Genomic DNA, 21,270 nt, shown 5'->3' with positions numbered 1-21,270 from the left:
ATAGGAACGGCAGGGTTCAACTGGAGTTGACAAAGAGAAAACGCCTCACGCACTTTTGGGTGCGCAAGGCGTGTTGCTGTTGTTCAAGCTCTATTTGCGTCCTTTCGGCGAGCGCGAAGGCGCTTTGCCGCGGCCCGCGCCGCCGCCCGGAGTGCCGCCGAAGCCGCCCCGCCCGCCGGAAGACGGCTTGCGTCCGCCGTCGCGGGAACCGCCGGCCTGCGACCTGCCGCCGCTGCGTCCGCCGGATGGCCGCTCGCTGCCGCGAGTGAAGCCGCCCGCTCCGCCGCTCGTGCCGGCGCCAAAGCTCCGCTCGCCGCGGCCCGCCGAGGCGCGGTCGCCGCCGCGCTTGGGCCGCTCGGCCGGCGTGCCGTACGACTTGGCGCCGCGCTCGGCCCTGCCGCCCAGCGCGGATGCGCCGGCGTAGCGGCCCTCGCTCGCGCTGCCGCCGCTGCGGGGCCCGCGGCCCGGTGCCGCCTGCGGCCTGCCGGCGCCGGCTTCGCGGCGGCCGTTGCCCGGGCCGCCCGCGCCCGGCCTGCGGCGCTGACCCTGCGGCTCCGCCGCGCGCTCTTCGGGAGGCGGGGCGAAGTATTCGCCCTGCTCCCACCACTTGGCGGCGCGCTCCTCGCCTGCGCCGCCACCGGCAACTGCCTCGCGTCCGCCGCGCGCAGGCAACCCCTTGCCGCGGCCCGCGCCCGCATTCGCCGCGCTGCCTCGCAAGCCCCGCTCAGCGCCGCGCCCGCCGAGCGATGCTGCGCCATCTCCGCGCGCGCCGCGCACGACGCCGCCGCGTACCGCGCCGCGGCCTTCACCCCGCGCGCCGCGATCGTCTCCGCGGCTCTCGCCGCGCCGCCCGCCTCCGGCACCGCGCGTCGCGCCGCTGCGCGCTCCGGCGCCCGCGGCACCCGCACGCTTGCCAAATGCGCCTGGCGTCCGCGGCTTCGCCGTCGCAGCGCCTTCGGCCGCCACGCTGCCGCCGGCCGCGCCGATTTTGCGCCGCTCGATGAACATGCCGATGCCGTCCTCGATCACGCCAAGATCGCCGCGGTCCTTGGGCGAGACGAACGTAATCGCCATACCCGACTCGCCCGCACGGCCTGTCCGTCCGATGCGGTGAATGTAGCTCTCCGCATCCTGCGGCACGTCATAGTTGTATACATGCGTCACGCCTTCGACGTCTAGCCCGCGCGCTGCGATATCCGTAGCGACCAGCAGCTGCAGCTTCGCATCCCGAAACTTCCGCATAACCTGCTCCCGCTTCGCCTGCGACAGGTCGCCGTGCAGCTCGTCGCTGCTGTACCCCAGCGCCTGCAGCGCTTCGTTCAGCGTGCTCGCGCGCCGCTTGGTGCGGCAAAAGACCATGCCCAGATACGGCTGCGTCTCCTCGATCATCGCCACCAGCGCCGCTTGCTTGGCCCGGTCGGTCGTCTCGATGACAAGCTGCGCCGTATCCTTGACCGTCACTTGCTTCGCCTTGACCGTCACTTCCTGTGGCTCCCGCAGATAGCGGCCGGCCAGGTTCCGGATCTTGTCCGGCATTGTCGCCGAGAAGAGCATCGTCTGCCTGTCCTTGGGCGTCTTGGAGATGATCTCCTCGACCTCGCCGAGGAAGCCCATGTGCAGCATCTGGTCGGCTTCGTCAAGCACCATCATGCGCACGTTGGACAACCTGACCGTCTCGCGCCGCATATGATCGAGCAGCCGGCCCGGCGTCGCCACGATCATATGCATATTGCCCTCCAGCTTGTGCAGCTGCGCCTCGACGTCTTGCCCACCGTAGACCGCCAGCACGCGCACGCCTTCGTAGGCGGGCAGCAGCTTCTTGATCTCCGCCGTAATCTGGATCGCGAGCTCGCGCGTCGGCGTCACGATCAACCCTTGCAGATACGGCACCTCCGGCTTGATCCGCTCGAGCATCGGCAGCACGAACGCAAGCGTTTTGCCCGTGCCCGTCTGCGCCTGGCTGATGACGTCCTTGCCCGTCAGAGCAACCGGGATCGTCTGCGCCTGTACCGGCGTCGGCTGCTTGATACCCAAGCTATGCAATAATTCGGATGCGCGTGCCGCCACACCCAATGGTCCAAACTCTGCCACAATAGCACCTCATTTATATTCGCGGACCGCTGCCGCGCATTCGTACTCCTATCCTACCACATTACGTGCCCTTTTCCGCATTTCGACTAATCCTTAATTTTAGTAGCGCCCTGTCCTTATTTTACCCGTTTGAACAGTATCCCCTTCGATCAGGATGCATCTTTCTCCCTGAATTAAGGGGATATTGTTCAAACTTCCCGCGGGACCCCGTCTCCTGACTTAAGGGGATACCGTTCAAAAGTCCGGGCATTAAAAAACGGCTGCACCGGACATTTCCCGGGCAGCCGTATTCCATTAATTACAGCCAGAGCACCAGCGCCAGAACGACAGCCAGCACGATGCGGTAGATAGCGAACGGCACGAGCTTGATCCGGTTGATCAGGTTCAGGAAGAACCGGATGGCCACCAGCGCGACCAAGAACGCAGCGACAAAGCCAGCGATGTAAAACGGCAGCATATCGGTCGTTATGTACTGATAGTTCTTGAGCAGCGTGATAAGACTCGCGCCTGCCATGATCGGCACGGCCATAATAAAGGTAAAGTCCGCCGCCGCACGGTGACTGAGACCGAGCAGGACGCCGCCCGAGATCGTCGAGCCGGAACGCGAGAAGCCGGGCCACAGCGAAAAGCACTGAATCAGGCCGATCGTAAACGCCTGCTTGTAGGTAATCTGGTCCACCGTGTTCACCTTCGGCTGCTTCGGCCCCAGACGGTCCGCGCCGATCATGAGGATGGCGCCCAGCACGAGGCCGACAAGCACCGTCTCTGTGGAGAAAAGGTGTTTCTCGATCATATCGTCAAACAGGAAGCCAAGAATACCGGCCGGAATGAGTCCGACGATGACCTGCATCAGCTTGAGCCGTCCTGTGCCGGAACCGCTCCATTCTCCCGTGCCTTCGTGTTCCGCTTCAATGCGAGCGTCTTTGCCTGCGAGTTTTCTAAGACCGAGCAGGTCCATGAACCGCCGCCAGAACAATACGACGACCGCGAGGATCGAGCCGAGCTGGATGACAACCTTGAATGCGACTGCCGCATCCGAGCCGAGGAAGTTCTCGGTCTTGAGCCACAAGTCGTCCACGATGATCATGTGACCTGTGGAAGAGACGGGCGCAAACTCCGTGACGCCTTCGACGATACCGATAATGATGCCCTTTAGAATTTCCAGGAATGACATATGTACGCTCTACTCCCTTTCCCGATTCCGATTTCCTATGGTCTAGTTTATAGGGAACGCAGGGTCCTTGTCTAATGGACTGGGGCCCAAGCTTCCGCTACTATAGTACCCTTCGGGGAAGGATTCGAGCACGAAGACGCGAGATAGGCGTTACCTTTCACAGAAATTCTAGGCGAAAAACGTCTGGGGATACTTCAGCTCCCCATACTTCTCCTTGCGCGTCTCTTTGAGCCGGGCCAGCTCTCCCTCCGTCAGCTCGAGCACCATGAACACGTCGTCCGGTACGTCGAACTGCATCAGGACGAGCCCGCTATCCACGGCAGGCTTGAAGCCGAATCGCGGGTAGTAGGACGGGTGTCCGATGAGAAAAATCAGCTTGTAACCGAGCTGCTCCGCCCTGCGGATGCCTTCCCGGATCAGCTCGCCCCCGATTCCGCGGCCCTGCGCATCAGGCAGCACGCCGATCGGCGCCAGCACGAGCGTGTCCTCTGCGTCCCGACCGTCCACGAGCTCCGCTTGGCTGATCAGCATATGCCCTTCGACTCGACCGGATGTCTCCGCCACGATCGACAGCGCCGGCACGAAGCCGGCGGACTCGCGGATGCGGTCCGCGAGCCGGCTCTCGTCCTCCCGTCCGCCGAAGGCGGCCAGATGAACCTTCCTGACCGCTTCGATATCTTCTTTCGTTTCCGTGCGAATTGTCGTCATCCTGTCCCTCTCCTTGCTTCATTTCGCCGCCGCTTCCGTTTGCTCGGCGCCGGTAATTTCCATCGCAGCGCCGCCCTGCAGCTGGTACATCGCATAGTATTTACCCTGCAGCCGCATGAGACGCTCATGATCGCCGCGCTCGACGATGACGCCGTGGTCCAGCACGAGAATCTGGTCGGCCTGTCGGATCGTGGACAGCCGGTGAGCGATGACGAACGTCGTCCGGCCTTTTTTGAGCACGTCCAGCGCCGCTTGGATGATGGCCTCGGTCTCCGTGTCGATGCTGGCCGTCGCCTCGTCCAGGATGAGAATCGCCGGGTCGTAGGCCAGCGCCCGGGCAAAGGAGATCAGCTGCCGCTGGCCCGCGGACAGCGTCGCGCCCTTCTCAATGACGGGCTCGTCAAGCCCGCCCGGCAGACTCATGAACATGTCGTATGCGCCGACATCGCGCAGCGCCTGCTCGACGCGTTCCCGCGTGATCGCGGGGTTGCCAAGACTTACGTTCGAGGCGATCGTCCCCGTAAACAGGAACGGATCCTGCAGCACGATGCCCATGTGGGTACGCAACTGCTGCTTCGGAATATCGCGAACATCTACGCCGTCAACCTTGATGCTGCCCTCTTCAATGTCGTAGAAGCGGAACAGCAGGTTTAGGATCGAACTTTTGCCGGAGCCCGTATGACCGACGAGCGCGACCGTCTCGCCTTGGCGGGCGTGGAAGTTGACGTCCTTCAATACGTTCTCGCCCTTCTTGTAGGCGAAGGTCACGTGCTCGAAGCGCACGTCCCCGCCGCTGCGAGGCACGGCGCCCGGCTCGACCGGGATGCCCGGCTGGTCCAGCAGCTCGAATACGCGGGACGCGGACACCCGTGCCGTCTCCAGATTGGAGAGCTGATTGACGATGCCGACAATCGGCTGGAACATGCGGTTCATGTAGTCGATAAATGCGTAAAGCACGCCGACCGTGACCGCGCTGCTCAAGGACCCGCCCCAGAACATCCAGAGAACGGCCAGAAAGATCAGATTGCGTACGACGTTTACGAGATTATGGGAAGTAATCGAGTTCAAGCTGACCAGCTTCGTCTGGTGATTGAAATAGTCTTCGTTGAGTTCGTCGAACTCCTTGGCCATCTTCTTCTGTCTGCCGAACGCCTGAATAATGGTCATCCCTTGGATAGCCTCGTTGATCATGCCGTTGATGTCGCTCAGCTTGGCACGGATCACATTGTTCAGCTTGCCCGCGTACTTGCGGTACAGGACGATCCAGATCGCCAGCATCGGAATGAGCGGCAGGGCGATGAGCCCGAGGCTCGTGTCGAGCAGAAACAGCGCTCCGAGGATCGCGGTCATGTAGACGATGCCGGAGAAAAAGTTTGCCAGCACCGCCACGAACAGCTCGCGGACGGCTTCGGTGTCGTTGGTGATGCGCGAGACGACCTTGCCTGCGGGCAGGTTGTCGAAGTACTGCACCGGCAGGCGATGCGTGTGCGCAAATACGTCCTCGCGCATGCGCTGCACAATGCGGTTCGCCGACGTCTGCAGCAGCAGCTTCTGCCCATAAGTGAACGCAGCGGCGAGCAGCAGCAGTCCGAAGTAGGCGGCAGCCAGTTGCAGGAGCATCGGCACCTCCGGCTTGTAGAACGCATACAATTCGCCCTTCGTCAGCTTCGTGGCTGTATATTGCACGCTGCGGCCGTCCTTGGCGGTCACGGTCATCGTGCCGTCCGTGACCGACCGGGCGCCGTCGAACGCCAAGTCACTGTCGATCCAGTAGTAGCTTCGCTTCTCCTGGAGTACGCGTCTGGCCGATGCTGGACTGCGGTCCGCGCCGGCCGGCAGATGGTCGCTTCTCACATACCAGTTGCCCCGGTAGGAGATCGCGTCGCTCTGCTTGGCCTGGACCTGGTACCAGGTTTTTTCGATGCCCAGAATGTTCTGGTCGATCATCCGCTTGGCCAGCAGCGGTCCGAGCAGCTCGGCGCACACCGCCAGCGCCAGCATCACCAGCGCCCAGACGATCGTTTTCTTATACAGCAGTGCGTAGCGAAATAAACGCTTGCCTGTCATGATTGGTCACCTTCATTTCTTTCTCTTCTCTTCGCTCTGTAAGGCGTCCGTAGTGTCTCGCGTCGAGTCGCGTCCGCGAATTACGTCGCTTAACCTTCGACGATCGCTTCGAGCTGCTGCCGATCGTACTGCTCCTTGTACCAGCCGCCGTGCGCCAGCAGCTCCTCGTGCGTGCCCCGCTCGACTACGTATCCTTCGTCCAGCACGAGGATGAGGTCCGCGTGTTGAACCGCGGACAGCCGATGCGTCGCGATAAGCGTCGTCTTGCCGGCTCGCTCCGTGCGGATGCCCTCGATGATCTCGGCTTCCGTCCTGGCGTCGACGGCGGACAGCGCGTCGTCCAGCATGAGGATCTCCGGATCGGCGATCATCGCGCGGGCGATGCTCACCCGCTGCTTCTGTCCGCCGGAGAGCGCCACGCCCTTCTCGCCGACCAGCGTCTCGAGCCCGTCGGGCAGGAAGGCAATGTCCTTGGCGAAGGAGGCCCGGACGAGCGCATGCTGCAGCGTCTCCGGCGTAGCTTCCTCGTGACCGAACAAGATGTTCTCGCGGATCGTGCGGGAAAACAAAATCGGGTTCTGCGGCACATAGCCGACCCAGGAGAGCAGACGGTCAATCCCGATGTCCTGGATCGGCACGCCCGAGATCGACACTTCCCCGCTGCCCGGGGGATACTCGCGCAGCAGCTGCTTAAGCAGCGTCGTCTTGCCGCTGCCGGTGCGCCCGACGATGCCGAGCGTCTGGCCGCGTTTCAGCTCGAAGCCGACGTCGATCAAATTGTCAACCGCCGACGATGGATAGCGGAAGGTCAAAGTCTTGAACGTCAGCGTGTCGGGCGCCTTCACTTCGGTGAGCCGCTGCGGGTCCTGGACGTCCGGCACGTAGCCGAGCGTCTCGTTGACCCGGTCGAGCGATGCGTTGCCGCGCTGCATGATGTTGATCAGCTCGCCGATGGCGAACATCGGCCAGATCAGCATGCCGAGGAAGATGTTGAAAGACACGAGCTCTCCGAGCGTGATCTCGCTCCGGAAGACCAGATAGCCGCCATAACAAACGCCGATGATATAGCTCAGTCCGATCAGAACCTTATTCGTCGGCTCGAACAGCGCGTCGATGCGGGCAACTGCGATATTCCGTTCCAGCACTTCGTTCGTCTTCGCGTGAAATCGCTCCTCGTCCGCCTTTTCCTGTACGTAAGCGCGAATGACGCGAACGCCCGTCACCGATTCGAGCACCTGATCGTTCAGCTCGCCGAACGAATCCTGCGCCTTCATGAAGCGGTCGTGGATCTTGCCGCCGAAATGCTTCATCGCCAGCGCGATGAGCGGCAGGGGCAGCATGGCCGCGAGCGTCAGCTTCCAGCTGATCAGACCCGCCATGATGATCAACAGCGTCACCATGAAGATGGACGAATCGATCAGCGTCAAAATGCCGAAGCCGGCCGTGTTCGAGATGGCCCACAAATCGTTAGTCGCGCGCGCCATCAGGTCTCCCGTCCGGTTGCGCTCGTAGAACGTCGGCGTCATTCTCAGCAGGTGACGGATCAGCTTCGTGCGTAGCAGTCGCTCGAGCATCATCGAGCCCCCGAACAGCTGGTACATCCACACGTAGTTGATGCCATAGCCGACGATCGTCACCCCGAGCCACAGCACGACGATCTGATAGAACTCCGCCTGCGACATTGTCCCTTGCTGAATGCCGTCGATCGTGTTGCCAAGCAGCTTGGGGGGCAAGATGTCGATGATGCCCGCGATTGCGAGCAGGACGACCGCGATCGTATACCGCTTCCAATGCGCTCTGAAAAACCACTTTAACTTGATAAGTACGCTAAGCATTTTTTTCCCTCTCTTCTGTTCCCGCTTGCATCCAAGCATGCAAAAAGGCGCATCGCCCGTAAGCGATACGCCTATTCTATGCATTCGTTCCCGGTTTTCGAACATTCGTTCGTTCCGGGACGAACAAGAAAGGGCGCACGATTACGGATCACGTAATCGCGCGCCCTCGATATCCATCGTTGGATTAAACGGGCTTGAACGGATTACGTTCGCTTGCAAAGGCAGCAACGACAGCAGCTGGCACAATCATGAATGTACGCATCGAACGCAATCCTCCCTTCCAATTGTGAAATGTGTTTGACATTTGACACTGTAACATCGGCCCGCGGAAGCTGTCAATGGGTGATTGGAAAATTACGGTCTGCCGCCTGTCCCCACGCTTGAAGCATCCGGTACTAAGGGTATAACTGAAGTATAGTTACCGCGGCACTCTCGCGGATCTGAGCGAAAGGCGGCGCCCTTATGGGGTTTATACTCGTCTACATACTGATCGTGTTTCTCGTCGTCGAAATCTCCGCCATCCTCATGCAGGCGACGGGATTAGAACACCCTATCGCGCGCTTTCAGGTCGTCTCGCTCCTGACCGGCACCGGCTTCACGACCAAGGAGTCCGAGTTGATCCTCGGACATCCCGTACGCAGACGGATCGGCATCTTTTTGATTCTGTTCGGCGCCTTCTCGCTAGCAGTCATGATCTCCTGCGTCAGTGCCATCCTGGCTCCCGACTTTCACCTTTTCCCGCTGTCGATCGCTTCCGGCGCGCTGTTCATCGCTTATGTCGTGCTGCGCATGCCTGCGGTCGGCAAGCTGCTGGAGAAGCGAATGAGCGGCGCCTTCCGCCAAACCTTCGCGATTCACGAGCTGGCGATTCAAGAGGTGCTATACTTGGAGAAAGAAGATGCCTTCATCGATATTCCGATCGGCGAGGCGTCGCCGGCCATCGGCCGTACGATCAAGGAATTGTGCGACCGGTTGCCGGACGTGAACATTCTCCTGATCAAGCGCGGCACCGTCGCGATCCGCGACAGCCGCATGGAGACCCCGCTCGAGGCGGGAGACGTGTTGTACGTATACGGAAGCATGAGACAGATCAAGCGCTCCTTTGGAGAAGAGCTTGAAGAAAAGAAGGCTATGGAACGAGACGAAAGGCAGGCGGTCTCCCCTTTATGAAAAACGAGCGCATGGGCGCTGTACAACCGTTTCATCACGGGGACGTGACGGATCAGCCGATCCGGGAGGCGAATTTTCAGTTTTTATTTCCCTTTTCCCTGACGACCGATTGCCACAAAGACGTTAAAACGACGCTCGAGCGGGAAGGCTTCGCCGCCTTTCGGCTGAGCGCGCTGGAGCTGGAAAAGGCGTTCTACGGCCCGAAGCATCACGTGTCGCATCGGGATATGGAGCGTTATTACCTGCCGTTCACGAACCATGTCCTGTTCCCGTCGGAGGACAACGAGGTGAGCTTCCAGCGCATGAGCAAGGCGATGGGGACGACAGCCGTGCTGCGGACGCGTTATTTCGATGCGCCTTTTGTCCTGCACGCCGTTGACGTCGTGCTCTGTCCGTTCGACACCGGCTTCATCACGCTTCGTGTCCAACTGGCCAAGGAGAACCTCACCTTGACCGAAGCCATCGAATTCGCCGATCGTCTTCGTGCCCTCCAAGACGCCCATAGCGAGGACCGCGCCGCCAACGTCGTGTATGAAGGAGAGTGCTACCAAGAGGTCCAGGATTTCATTTTCCAGGCGATCGTGCCGCACATGGTCGAGCATCTCGACCGCACGCCGATGGACGGCGCTTACTTCGAGGAGCTGCCTTATCTGATCGACGAGCGCATGTATGTCATGGCGAGCTATGCTTTCCCCGAGCATACGGACATCTCACTACTAGACCGCTACCGCGCATCGAGGCTCGACGGCCTCGACGACGATGGGGACCCGTATATCAGCGCTTACTATATGCCTTACATCGAGGATTACTGCCGGGACACCGGTCTTGAGCGATGGGCGCCGTACGCCTACTATCAGACCGACGAGAGCTGCTTCTGCTGCCTGAACAGCCTGCCCGAACGCAAAGCCGACGCCATCGTCAACAAAATGTACGGCGAATACTATTACGGCCTGCTGCTGAACCTTTTTCACCGCATCGTTCTGCTCAAGCTGTCGAATGCATACTCCCGCGTCCAGATGGAGCGCGACTCGGAAAAGACGGAGCTGCTCATCCGCGACATCACCACCTTTTCCGCCAAGTACAACTTTCTTGAAGTCGTCTCGCAGTCTCAGGGTCGGGAGATCTTTCTCCAACTGCGCAGGATGTACGGCAACGACGAGCTATTCGAAGACGTCAAGCAGACGCTCAACGACTTGTTCAAGTACCAGGAGAACGCCAACTCGCGCCGCTCCAGTTATTTGCTGAACATTCTCACCATCTACACCGTCATCAGCGGCATCTACGGCATGAACCAGGTCATCGACGATCTTAAAAATCCGATCAAGTGGAGCAAAATGTCCAGCTACTCGCCTTTCGAGTGGCTCGCGCTGATCGTCACTTGCAGCGGTCTGCTCGTCGCATTCCTGTTGTCGGGAAATATCCTGTGGAAATGGGGCCGTGAACTGCTCAAACGGTTCAAAAACTGATACTCGCTGCTGCCGCGTGCGCGAGCAAATGCCTGCATCAACGATTTGCTGTGCCATCAGCAAGAAGATAGCGTGTGCCGGGGGGCTATAGACCCCCTTTCACCCGTTTTAACGATATCCCCTTCGCTCAGAAAAATGGCTGCAAAAATGCGGAGACCCTCGCTGTGCCTTGAGCTTGCCGAAGGGTCATTGCAGATCGCTTAAATCTGCGCTTGTTTGAGCTTATGATGCGAACACTTGACGAGATTTAGCGCGTTTAGAGCGCCATCTAATCGGATGTACGCCAAATCTTTTTCCAACCAGATCTCGATATATAATTGTAGCCGTCGTCCCGCACAAGCCCATCAATTCAACCATTGATCCGCTGCGGAACATGCGACGGAAACAAAACTCGTCCAGATACGCCTGCAGATGCTTCGGGCCAATCCCTCCGAATGTCCGGGCCAGCCACCTGACGGCTTCCGTCCATGCTGCATGCAGTCCCGTACGCTCTTTGCGATTGCGACGATCAAAGATCTTTACTTCGCTGGAATCATTGGCATGATGCTGCAGAAACCGCCCGATTACGCCCCCAGCATCCTGGCCGGCTCTCGTGCATTCCACGCGCTTGATCTTCAATTGCTTAACCATATCCGTCTGTTCATTGACCGAAGCGCCGACGACTACAGACTGAGACTTATCCTCTTGCGCCGCGCCATTGCCGCTAAAATGACGGTGGAATTCGTATCCGTATAACTCGCTAAGCAACTGTAAACTCCCTTCTAAAGGGAGGTCGGCATCCCGCTGCTCGATGGCGTAGCGAAGCTTATGGTTCATTAGCCACGCGGTCTTATAGGTCACCTGAATGAGCTCGGACAGCAACTTCGCGCTTATGCCGATCTGCATCAGATACATCGCCTGAAACCACTTGCACAACGGCGTGCGCGTACCTTCGAGTATCGTGCCTGCCGTCAGCGAGGTCTGATGCCTGCAGGAGACGCACTCAAACAGCCCGCGCCCTCTCGAGGAAACGCGATAATAACGCGGATGCGAACAGCGAGGGCACCTATACCCTTCAGGCCACTTCGCCATAAAGAGGGCGCCCTCGCAATCTTCCTCGCTATAAGTCGGCATTCCGTCTCCGATTGAATATCGGCTTCCGCTCATCGCATCTCACTCCAAAGGGAACATTTGTTCTTATTTTAGCAAAATGCGAATGCCGTGTCTACTGATTTTTTGTGCTTTTTGGGCGGGGTAAACAAGCTTCGCAAAGCTGCTCGTCTCCCCCCTGATCGAAGGGGATATCGTTAAAACGTATCGCGCGAGCCATGCGACTGTCCCTGATTAAAGGGGATGCCGTTAAGACATATTGCGCAAATGTTCGCTCCCTGATTGAAGGGGATATCGTTAAAACGCGGCGGCAGGCACGGCTCTGGCGCATAAAAAAGAGAACGCCGAAACGCCCTTTATAGGGCGTCTTGCGTTCTCTAGATGGTGGAGCCTCGGCAGTTCAGACAATTAGAAAGTGAACCGGCTCCTTGCAATATTCGCAGTGCTGCGGCGGATCCCAGGCGGAGAACTTGGTCTCCTTCAAATTGACGAGATCGGGCGCATCCTCGTATTCGTCGACGAAGGTGTCGATCGCGAGCTCTACGTGTTCTTTACATACGCAATACATGATGAGATATCCTTCCTCTTGCCGGAGATCGGCTCATGTGGTTAGCCGTCGTTCTCGGTCTTCTCGACGAGCTTCACGCTGAGCTCGCCCTTCTTCCCGTCACGATAATAGGTAATATCTAGCGTATCCCCGATTTGGGTTTTCGTATACAAGTACTTGCGCAAATCGAGGGTGCTGCTGATCGGATGGCCGTCGAGCGATACGATAATGTCGTTAAAGGCAAGACCTGCCGCTTTAGCCGGGCCGACGGCTTCGAGAACGACCACGCCGTCGGTAACGCCGTCCGGTATGACGAGCTCTTCGCCTGCGGGAACATCGTCGTCGTCGCCGTTCGAATCCGGCGTAGCCTCGGCGTCTCCGTCGTCGGACGGCGCTTCGTCTTCCGAACCTGCCTTATTATCCAGGTAGATGGACAGGTCCATCGAGTAGACGCCCAGATAAGGACGCTTTATTTTGCCGTGCTCCATCAATTGGTCCACAATCGGCATGGCGTCGTCGATCGGAATCGAAAATCCGATGCCCTCTACGCTCGTATCCGCGACCTTCATGCTGTTGATCCCGACGACTTGGCCCTTCAAGTTGACGAGCGCGCCGCCGCTATTGCCCGGATTGATCGGTGCCGAGATCTGGATGACCTCTTCCTCCCAATCGTAGACACCGTCCTGGTTGAGCGAGATCGGCACCGTCGTCTTCAAGTTGGAAACGATGCCGTTAGACAGCGAGTCGCTGAATCCGAGCGGATTGCCGACCGCGATCACCGTCTCGCCTTTGCGCAGCTTGCCCGAGTCTCCGATGTCGGCGACTTGATTGATCCCCTTGTCGTCCGTCTCAAGGACGGCCAGGTCCGTGATCGTATCCTTGCCTACGACAGTCGCGGTCTTCTTGGTCCCGTTTGACAGAACGACCTGGAGCTTCACGCTATCTGCAATAACGTGAGCGTTCGTGATCATATAAGCCTTCCCTTTTTGTTTCAGGAAGATCACGCCCGAGCCCAGGCTGGTGCCTTCTTGGATCGCTGCCTCGTTGTTCGAGGATCCGCCTTGCGTCTGATTGATGACGCTCACGACGACAGGACCGACCTTGGCGGCAGCGGAGATGATCGCCTCGTTCGTATCGTACCCGCCCGAGACGCTTGACGATAGCGCCGGCGCCGCGGATCCGCTTTTCGGACGGTCGACGGCCAGATAGAAAAGGGATGCAACCAGCACGGAGCTAGCCAGCGAAGAGACGAGCGCTATTTTCAAAGCGGAATTCTGGCGGCCCCAACGGCTCGGCCGATTCCAGGAGCCGGACGGCTCCCGGCTGCTTCGCTTAACTTTGGTAGAGTAAAAATCGTCTTTGAAAAAGCCCATGAGACGCCTCCCTCGCTGACCGATTAAAAGCAAAGAAAATTGGAATGAATGGTAAGCGATTTGACTAAAATAGTAATAGATTAACAGAGCCATAGCAAGCAAACCGACGACAAATCAAAATGGTAATGCAAGGAGGACAAGCGCTTGAAACCCACGTCTCCCCATTGGTCGTTCGTAGACTTCGCGGCGCAGCTCGCCGACCTGAAGGACGACCGCTATCGTCAACTGCTGGCGCTCACCACGCTGATCGAAGTGTTGGTCGACAAAGGCATCGTCACCGCAGAGGAGCTGCGGTTAAAGTCAGAAGAGATGGAAGAAGAGCTGGAGCGCCATCTGTTCTGACAAACTACGCCTTCACCAGATCCCAAGGCGTCGGCCGGTCGGCGTACGTATCGCATAGCGCAAACTCGTGCTTTTGATAGAAAACGCCGTTATCTTCTAATACGGTATTCACCGTGAGCTTCGCTAAATCCATCAAATTGTGCTCCTGGCTCAAATGAGCGAGGTAAACGCGCTTGGTACGGCCTTCGGATAAGAGCCGGCATAGCGTATCGCCGGCCGCTTCGTTCGATAGATGGCCCATATCGCCAAGAATGCGGCGCTTGATGTTCCAAGGATATCGGCCCATCCGGAGCATGTTGATATCGTGGTTAGCCTCCAGCACGAGCACGTCCGACTCCAGCAGTTGACTCATGACTTTGTCGCTGACGTATCCAAGATCCGTCGCCAGCGTCAGCTTCGTGCCGTCCGACCGGAAGCAGTAGCCCACCGGCTCCTCCGCATCGTGCGAGATTGCATACGACTCGATCCGCAGGTCGAACAGTTCCATGACGCCACCGGTCGGCAGCACCTTGCGCTGTTCGTCCGGCAGCTCGCCGACATGCTTGTTCATGGCGCCCCATGTCTTCTCGTTGGCGTAAACGGGGAGGCTGTACTTGCGGGCAAAGGCGCCCAGTCCTTTAATATGGTCAGAATGCTCGTGCGTCACGAAGATGGCGTCCAGCTCGCTGCCCGACACCTCTCGCTCCTGCATCAGCGATTCGATTTTTTTGCCGCTTAGACCGGCATCGATGAGTACTGTCGCCGCGCTCGAGGAAACGACGGTCGCATTGCCCGTCGATCCGCTGGACAGCACCGTGAAGCGAAGTCCCATAAGCTTTGTTTCCCTTCTCTCTTCTCTCCGGCAAGGCTATATGTCTCTCTAAGGATCTTTATATTCGCGCACTCTATTTTATTCTATCAGATTAGAGCCCCTCAGCGTTAATTACTTCGGGCGCGCTGCGAGCCTTAAGGTTCCGATAACGGCTCGAGAGAGGTCTCCTTGTCCGTGGAAACCTCGCCGCTTGCCGCATTGACGTAGAACACGCCTCCGTCTTCGAGCAGGACGCGCCAGGAGGGCGCGGCCACCTGCGTATCGGAGTTAAAAATGCCCTGGCCGTGATAACCGAGCTGCACTTCCTTAACGGCGGCCCCTGTCGGCAAGTATTTTTTCAGGATCAGACTCGTAAGCGCCTGGGTTGCAGGCAGCACCTTCTGGTCCGGCCCGCCTTCGGACGGCAGCGTCTCGATCAAATCTTGGCTGTATTCCTGAATTTTCTGCTCGCTATAATAGAGAATCAGTTTGGCGTCGAAGAGAGGCAAGCCCTCGACCTTGCGATTGAACGCATATTCGCCTTCGCTCGCGCTGCCGTAATAATCGAATTGATATCTCGACAGCTCGGGAATGACATCCCCAAGCGCCTGCAACAGCTCTTTATTATTAAACACGATACGCGTCTCTCGAGACGGCTCGATCGCAATTCGTTTGTTCCCTGCCGCTCCGGACGGCACCTGCTGCTTGTACGCAATATCGCGCAGGCTTGGCGTATCGGTCGGGATCTTGGCTTCAATGCGAATGTTCTTCTCCTGCATGATCTGCCTAGCTTCAGCGGGCAAGGAGGTCCAGTCGACCGTCGAGTCGATTCGCTCCCGCCACTCGAGCCATAGCTGATATCCGAGCACGATATTTAGCGCTAAAAAAGCGACGATGAGCACCGTTTTCGCTCTTCCCCAGTCCACCTTGCTCCCCCTTCCGCAGAAAATGCCTTTTTCCGTCCGGCTCAGCCGGCGAAGCGAACTTCTCCGCTTGACGTGCGTATCGCCCATACCGGCTCCAGCACCAGCTTATCCTGAGCCAATGTCGTGCGGTAGGCCGGGAAAAGCGATGCGACCTGCTGGCCGCCTGCCGCTTGGCGAATTTTCACCAGCAGTTGATTGCCTGAAATCAGGTTGTACGGCTGCGCGGTTCCGACCTTGTCTCCCAGTACAAGCAGCGACCGCTCATAGGAGCTGACCACGCCCTGCTGCACGGTGAGCTGCATGTAGCCGAAACTGAACTCGCCAGCGGAGAGAAGCGGCACGTCGCCGTAGTATTGCTGGAACCGGATCGACGAGTCAGCATCGTCTGCCTGGGCGGAGCCCGGTGCCTGCGCCAGGCGAAACGTGCCGTTCCAGCCGCCGTGCAGGTTGACGAACTGAACGGCAGACGTGATGTTCTCCGCGGGGTCGTCCCGTCCCTCTGCCCGCGCGACGGGGTCCTTGTAGGACAGCCAGCCGCCCGCTTGCTCGATCTTGAGTCCGCGCTTCGTATCCGTGTAAATCTGCGCGCCGTCCTGGCTGTCCTGGATCATTTTTGTCGTCGTCGGGTCGTTGAACAGGTTGCGCTGCATCTGGTCGGCCGTATACTTGGTGAAACCCACCTCGACGCGACTCAGCGCAAGCGATTGATCCGGCACGTAGACGCCGTTGGCCCAATAGCTGAACGGCTTCCAATATTGGCCGAAGCCGACGCTCTGCTCGACGTCCTGCGCGGTCAGGTCGACCTGAGCGGCCTCGTACACCTCGGTGCCGTCGGCGTTCAGGAAGAAGCTGCGCACTTCTCCGCTGTCCGGACGGGCGAAGATCCAGATTCGGTCGATCGATCCCTCGGCGAGGATCGCCTCGCCGTCGATGCCTTTGAATGCGCGCTGCAGCATCGAAAAGGGGATATTGCGCCCGAAGCGGATCTCGATGCCCTCGTCCTGCCGACGCACCTGCTCCCAGTCGATCGCTCTCGCTTCGGCCCGCTGGAAGCCTTTGAACTCCCGGCTCGACAGCTTGTCCAGTACCATTCTGTAAAAAGTGTCTTGCGGGTAGAAAACGGTATGCTTGTCCTGCCCCATGTGAATGACGAGCGATTCCGGGAAGAGCAGATTCTCAACCTTCTCTTCGGGCCCCAGTTCCTCGGTTTTGACGTAATCCTGCTCAGTCTTCACCTGGATCTCCAGGTTCGGCATGCTGTAGGCCAGGAAATAGCTCTGCACAAGACTAAGGACGACGAGCAGCGCGAGCGCGACGGATTTGGCTTTATCGATCAAGCGTACTCACTTCCTTCCTGAACCATCGGAAGCATGACCGTCACGGTCGTGCCGACTCCCTGCTCGGAATCGAGGAGTATGCTGCCGCCGTTGACGCGGACGATTTCCCGGGCAATCGACAGGCCGAGACCCGTGCCGCCCATATTGCGCGAGCGCGCCTTGTCCACGCGGTAGAAACGGTCGAAGATATGCGCCAGATCCTTCTTCGGAATCCCAATGCCCGTATCGCGCACGGACACCGAGAGCTGTCCAGACTCGGTCGGCCCCGCGGTCAGGCGAACCGAACCGCCGTCGAGGGTGTACTTGATCGCGTTGGACACGATGTTGTCGAGCACCTGATCGATGCCGTCACGATCGATCCATACCTTGGCAAGGCTCGGATCGACCTCGACCTTGACCGTGATCGCCTTCTGTCGCAGCTGCAGCGAAAAGCGGTCGACGACGTCCTCCATCATCTCGCCGACGTCGGTCATCTGGCGCCGGAGCTGCGCCTGCTTGGAGTCGAAGCGCGACAGATGGAGCAAGTCGTTGACGAGCCGGATCATGCGCTCCGTCTCGCTGCGGATAACGCCGACAAAGCGCTCCGCAAGCGGCGGCTCGGCGAGCGCGCCGTCGTCCAGCGCTTCGGTGTAGCTCTTGATCGTCGTAAGCGGCGTACGCAGCTCGTGCGAAACGTTCGCGACGAACTCGCGACGCGAATTGTCGAGCTTCTCGGCCTCGGTGACGTCGTGGAGCACGGCGATGACGCCGACTACGCCCTTGTCTCTGCGGCGGATCGGAGTAAGCGACGCGCGGAATACAAGCTCTTCCTCGCTGACGGGCTGCATGCGAGAGATGAGGCGCGTCGACTCCTTGCCTTCGAGCGTGCCGGCGATGGCGGCCTTGTCGATGGCCAGGCACTCGGACAGGGTCATCCCTTCGATCGTCTCCTGCCCGAGCATCGCCCGGGCGCGGCGATTGGCGACGATGACCCGCCCGATCTCGTCCGTGGCGAGCACGCCGTCGTTCATGTTGGAGAGGATGGAGGAGAGCTTCTCGTTCTCCTCCTCGTTAATGGACAGCGCCTCGCTGAGCCGCTCGGTCATCTCGTTGAAGGCCGCGCTGAGCTGTCCGATCTCGTCGTTCCCGAGAATCGGCACCCGCTCGTCGAAGCGGCCTTCGGCTACGGCAGTGACCTGCAGCGTAAGCGCCTTGATCGGAGAAGTGATCGTGCCCGACAAAAGGATGCCGAGCACTGCCGTTAATCCGAGCGCGAGCAGCATGCCTGAGACGAAGATGCGGTTAATTCGTTCCACCGTATTGTAGAGCTCGGACATGGAGGCTACGACATAGACCGCGCCGATCACTCGGTCGCCGCTTAGGATCGGCTTGGCAATGACTTTCTTGCGGATGCGGTCCTCGTCGATGAGCTCGCCCGTATTGTCGCTGATGCCCTGGAGCGCGCGGCTGACGAGAAGCGACGTGTTTTTGCGGCCGATGTAGCTCTGATGAGACTCGAGCGAGGTGGAGAGCACGCGCCCGCTGGCGTCGAGCACCTGGGTCTCCGTGCCGTTCTGGCTGAAGAGGCTGCCGACGAGCTGCTTGAGCGACTCGATGGCTTCGTCGGAGCGGTTGCCCTCGCCGTCCTGCTTGGCGAATTCTCCCGAGCCAAGCATCAAAGCGAGCAGCTGCGCCTGCGTATTGATATTCGAAGTGAAGTTGTCGATGAGCGACTTCTTCATCGTGCTGATAAAGTAGACGCCGATCAGCTGCACCGCGATGAGGATGAGCAGGAGCACCATCATGATCAGCTTCGCCTGAATCGTGCGCAGCGGCGCGAACAGCTTCATCCCCCGTACCCGCCCGCCATCTTGGGACTGCGCATCAGATAGCCGAGGCCTCTGCGGGTCATGATCAGCTCAGGCTTGCTCGGATCGTCCTCGAGCTTCTCTCTGAGCCGCCGGATCGTCACGTCCACCGTCCGTACGTCGCCGAAGTACTCGAAGCCCCACACGGCTTGCAGCAGATGCTCACGCGTCATGACCTTGCCGCTGTTGCGCGCGAGATAGTGCACGAGCTCGAATTCGCGATGCGTCAGATCCAGCGGCTGGCCATTCTTGTAGACAACGTACATATCCGTATCGATAAAAAGATTGAATAGCTTGAGGCCCTGCCGCTCCGGCTCCGCCTCCTGCTCGGCACCCTCGCGGGGCTCGTCCAGCTTGCGCTGGCGGCGCAGATGCGCCTTGACCCGCGCAAGCAGCTCCCGCGTACCGAACGGCTTCGTGACATAGTCGTCCGCGCCGAGCTCGAGGCCCAGCACCTTGTCCAGCTCCGTATCCTTGGCCGTCAGCATAATAATCGGCGTCGACAGCCGGCTGCGAACCTCGCGGCAGACGTCCATGCCGTCCTTGACCGGCAGCATCAAGTCAAGGAGGATCAAGTCCGGATCGTGCTCGAACGCGAGCTGCACGGCCTCTCCTCCGTCAAAAGCGCAGATGACCTCGTAGCCCTCTTTTTCCAAGTTAAACTTCAATATATCGGCGATCGGCCGCTCGTCGTCCACGACCAGAATTTTGCCCGGCATGCGCTGGCCTCCGTATCCCTGTCCCGCTTCCTCGGATCTCAATCGTCCGGCGGCTATGATTAGCCTTATTTTAACATACCCTAGGTTTCTGCCCAACAGAGAACGCCCTCCGAAAGCGCGTTTCGAAGGGCGTTTGCATGGGTAAATGTTTACAAATAATCCGCGGGGTTCTTAAGCTTGCCGTTCAAGTAGACTTCGAAGTGCAGATGCGTGCCGAAGGAGTGGCCCGTGTTGCCCATCACGCCGATGGCTTCGCCTTGCTCCACGACTTGGCCGACCTTGACGTTTATCTTGCTGAGGTGACCGTACAGGGTTTTGTACCCGTTGTTATGATTGATAATAATGGCGTTGCCGTAGCCGCTCATGCTGTCGTCAGCGAGCTCGACGACGCCGTTGTCGGCAGCCTTGACGCTGCTGCTGCCGACCAGGTCTAGGCCCTTGTGCAGGCGGCCCCACCGCTTGCCGTAATAGCTGGTAATCTTATGACCGGATACGGGCCAGATGAAGTTGCCCGAGCCTTCGCTCGGCGTCACCTTCGTGCCCTTCAGCATGACGGTTGAGAGCGCCGGCGTCACGACTTGAGCGGATACCTGCTCTTCTTCGATGACGAGCCCATTGCGCCTAAGCAGCTTGTAGGTAACGATGCGCTTGCCGTCCGAGCCCGGCCTGACGATCTTGGATATGCCCGCTTTGAGTTCATCCGTCTTGCGAATCTCGAGCTGCGATTCGATCGTCTCCGTTTGCGTCACCGTCTCCTCGGACCGGACGTTAAGCAGGGGTTCCTGGACAGTCAGGTTCAACTGGTCGCCGATCTTGATCTTGTCTTCTTCAATCCAAGGATTGTTCTGATAAATGAGATCCTCGGACACCTGCTGCTCGTCCGCGATGCAGCCGATGCAATCGCCGGCCTTCACCGTATAGACGCGCTGCACGGTATGTCCCGCGATCAGGCGCTTGACGAGCGCTGCGTCATCCTCGATCTTGCTGGCATCCACCTCGGCCGGCTCCGCGATCGCCACCGTCTCCTCAAAGGTCGCACTGTCGTCGGCCACAGGCTTCTGTGCCGCTTCCTTGCCCGTCGCCGCGACTTGTCCGTCGCCGGCAGCAGGAAGCTCGTCGCCGGCTGTCGAAGCTTGCGCGCTGAAGGACAGCGACTGTACTTCCTTGGCGGCTGGCTTCTTCGCATTCTTTGCAGCCGCCTCTGCAGGGGCCGGCGCGTAGTGCGCCTTGATCTGCTCCAACACTCGCTCCGCGGTCTCTTTGTCCCGCACGACCGCAACGGCCTTGCCGTCGACCATCAGCTCGACGCCGGTCGGATGCGTCTTGAGCACGCCGCCAACCAGAGCAGCAACTGCCGCATCGTCCAGCTTTTTTCCGTAGGCTTTGGCATCCTTGTAAGCGACCTGCCCATCATCCAGCTCATACAAGACCTCGCCGCCCGCCTGAGCCAACTGGGCTGCCTTAGCGGCGACGCTTCGCTCGATGACACTTCGGTCGCCGACGTCCCCGACATGCTCGCCGCCGATCCATACTTCAGAATAAGACAACGTATGAGCCTCTATATGCTGCTTGACGAGCACCGTGCCTCCGCCTGCCGCGACGACTGCCGCGCATAAGGCGATCGCCGTCTTGCGTCCCGCCCGGCGTTTGATCCAGACGGCCGCTCCCTTGACGGCTCCCGCAATTCGCTTGCTTCTGCTGCCTTTATTCATGGATAACTCCTTGATCGCTATGTATGATAGATTGCCGCTGCAAAAAGCGACATCTTCAACACTGTAGCATAGCGTCT

Annotated in this window: 17 protein-coding genes and 1 pseudogene; 3 read left to right on the top strand and 15 right to left on the bottom strand. The window is 59.3% G+C overall.

The genetic code is table 11. The features are described from left to right. Positions 1 to 90: 90 nt before the first annotated feature. From ACFSR7_RS15920 to ACFSR7_RS15900, 5 genes are all read right to left on the bottom strand, one after another. The gene (locus ACFSR7_RS15920; protein ID WP_378163165.1) at positions 91 to 2,091 is read right to left on the bottom strand and encodes a DEAD/DEAH box helicase; all 2,001 of its coding nucleotides are present in this window, start codon (positions 2,089 to 2,091) and stop codon (positions 91 to 93) included. A 298-nt stretch (positions 2,092 to 2,389) separates the two neighbouring features. Continuing rightward, positions 2,390 to 3,265 carry an undecaprenyl-diphosphate phosphatase gene (locus ACFSR7_RS15915; RefSeq protein ID WP_378163163.1) on the bottom strand — a complete coding sequence of 292 codons (876 nt, stop codon included), beginning with the start codon at positions 3,263 to 3,265 and terminating at the stop codon, positions 2,390 to 2,392. Between the two features lie 168 nt (positions 3,266 to 3,433). Then, on the bottom strand, positions 3,434 to 3,973 hold the full coding sequence (locus tag ACFSR7_RS15910) for a GNAT family N-acetyltransferase (protein ID WP_378163161.1): 540 nt from the start codon (positions 3,971 to 3,973) through the stop codon (positions 3,434 to 3,436). A gap of 18 nt (positions 3,974 to 3,991) precedes the next feature. After that, the gene (locus ACFSR7_RS15905; protein WP_378163159.1) at positions 3,992 to 6,040 is read right to left on the bottom strand and encodes an ABC transporter ATP-binding protein; all 2,049 of its coding nucleotides are present in this window, start codon (positions 6,038 to 6,040) and stop codon (positions 3,992 to 3,994) included. A gap of 89 nt (positions 6,041 to 6,129) precedes the next feature. After that, positions 6,130 to 7,875 (bottom strand): ABC transporter ATP-binding protein, encoded by a 1,746-nt coding sequence (locus ACFSR7_RS15900; RefSeq protein WP_378163157.1) that lies wholly within the window; start codon positions 7,873 to 7,875, stop codon positions 6,130 to 6,132. Positions 7,876 to 8,337: 462 nt separating this feature from the next. Here ACFSR7_RS15900 and ACFSR7_RS15895 point away from each other — a divergent pair, with 462 nt between their 5' ends. Beyond that, a complete protein-coding gene (locus ACFSR7_RS15895; RefSeq protein ID WP_378163155.1) occupies positions 8,338 to 9,045 on the top strand; it encodes a TrkA C-terminal domain-containing protein in 708 nt (235 codons plus the stop codon). Further along, positions 9,042 to 10,511, top strand: a complete 1,470-nt coding sequence (locus ACFSR7_RS15890; protein ID WP_378163153.1) for a magnesium transporter CorA family protein — start codon at positions 9,042 to 9,044, stop codon at positions 10,509 to 10,511. Before ACFSR7_RS15895 ends, ACFSR7_RS15890 begins: the two co-directional genes overlap by 4 nt. Before the next feature lie 222 nt (positions 10,512 to 10,733). Here ACFSR7_RS15890 and ACFSR7_RS15885 read toward each other — a convergent pair whose 3' ends face one another. From ACFSR7_RS15885 to ACFSR7_RS15870, 4 genes and pseudogenes are all read right to left on the bottom strand, one after another. After that, positions 10,734 to 11,405, bottom strand: coding sequence for a hypothetical protein (locus ACFSR7_RS15885; protein ID WP_378164669.1), 672 nt, complete (start codon positions 11,403 to 11,405; stop codon positions 10,734 to 10,736). A 78-nt stretch (positions 11,406 to 11,483) separates the two neighbouring features. Beyond that, positions 11,484 to 11,624: pseudogene (locus ACFSR7_RS15880) on the bottom strand (transposase); the annotation flags it as partial. A gap of 376 nt (positions 11,625 to 12,000) precedes the next feature. Further along, complete coding sequence (locus ACFSR7_RS15875; RefSeq protein ID WP_282912126.1) at positions 12,001 to 12,168, bottom strand: CxxH/CxxC protein; 168 nt, start codon at positions 12,166 to 12,168, stop codon at positions 12,001 to 12,003. Between the two features lie 41 nt (positions 12,169 to 12,209). Next, positions 12,210 to 13,520 carry a S1C family serine protease gene (locus ACFSR7_RS15870; protein ID WP_378163151.1) on the bottom strand — a complete coding sequence of 437 codons (1,311 nt, stop codon included), beginning with the start codon at positions 13,518 to 13,520 and terminating at the stop codon, positions 12,210 to 12,212. 144 nt (positions 13,521 to 13,664) lie between these two features. Between ACFSR7_RS15870 and ACFSR7_RS15865 the strand changes: the two genes are divergently transcribed. Continuing rightward, positions 13,665 to 13,862, top strand: coding sequence for a hypothetical protein (locus ACFSR7_RS15865; protein ID WP_378121730.1), 198 nt, complete (start codon positions 13,665 to 13,667; stop codon positions 13,860 to 13,862). Between the two features lie 4 nt (positions 13,863 to 13,866). Here ACFSR7_RS15865 and ACFSR7_RS15860 read toward each other — a convergent pair whose 3' ends face one another. The 6 genes from ACFSR7_RS15860 to ACFSR7_RS15835 all read right to left on the bottom strand — a co-directional run bounded on the left by ACFSR7_RS15860 (position 13,867) and on the right by ACFSR7_RS15835 (position 21,193). Beyond that, complete coding sequence (locus ACFSR7_RS15860) at positions 13,867 to 14,673, bottom strand: MBL fold metallo-hydrolase (protein WP_282912123.1); 807 nt, start codon at positions 14,671 to 14,673, stop codon at positions 13,867 to 13,869. Between the two features lie 134 nt (positions 14,674 to 14,807). Next, entirely contained in the window at positions 14,808 to 15,578 is a 771-nt protein-coding gene (gene yycI / locus ACFSR7_RS15855) for a two-component system regulatory protein YycI (protein WP_378163148.1), read from the bottom strand. Between the two features lie 41 nt (positions 15,579 to 15,619). Beyond that, complete coding sequence (locus tag ACFSR7_RS15850) at positions 15,620 to 16,915, bottom strand: YycH family regulatory protein (protein ID WP_378163146.1); 1,296 nt, start codon at positions 16,913 to 16,915, stop codon at positions 15,620 to 15,622. Beyond that, the gene (walK, locus tag ACFSR7_RS15845) at positions 16,912 to 18,744 is read right to left on the bottom strand and encodes a cell wall metabolism sensor histidine kinase WalK (RefSeq protein WP_378163144.1); all 1,833 of its coding nucleotides are present in this window, start codon (positions 18,742 to 18,744) and stop codon (positions 16,912 to 16,914) included. Before walK ends, ACFSR7_RS15850 begins: the two co-directional genes overlap by 4 nt. Then, entirely contained in the window at positions 18,741 to 19,481 is a 741-nt protein-coding gene (gene yycF / locus ACFSR7_RS15840; protein ID WP_378121735.1) for a response regulator YycF, read from the bottom strand. Before yycF ends, walK begins: the two co-directional genes overlap by 4 nt. A 149-nt stretch (positions 19,482 to 19,630) precedes the next feature. Further along, positions 19,631 to 21,193, bottom strand: coding sequence for a peptidoglycan DD-metalloendopeptidase family protein (locus ACFSR7_RS15835; protein ID WP_378163142.1), 1,563 nt, complete (start codon positions 21,191 to 21,193; stop codon positions 19,631 to 19,633). Positions 21,194 to 21,270 lie beyond the last annotated feature (77 nt).

It is taken from the genome of Cohnella sp. GCM10020058 (assembly GCF_042683485.1).
Lineage (GTDB): Bacteria > Bacillota > Bacilli > Paenibacillales > Paenibacillaceae > Cohnella.
The sequence above is the reverse complement of the archived record's forward strand: the minus strand, read 5'-3'. Positions and strand labels throughout refer to the sequence as shown.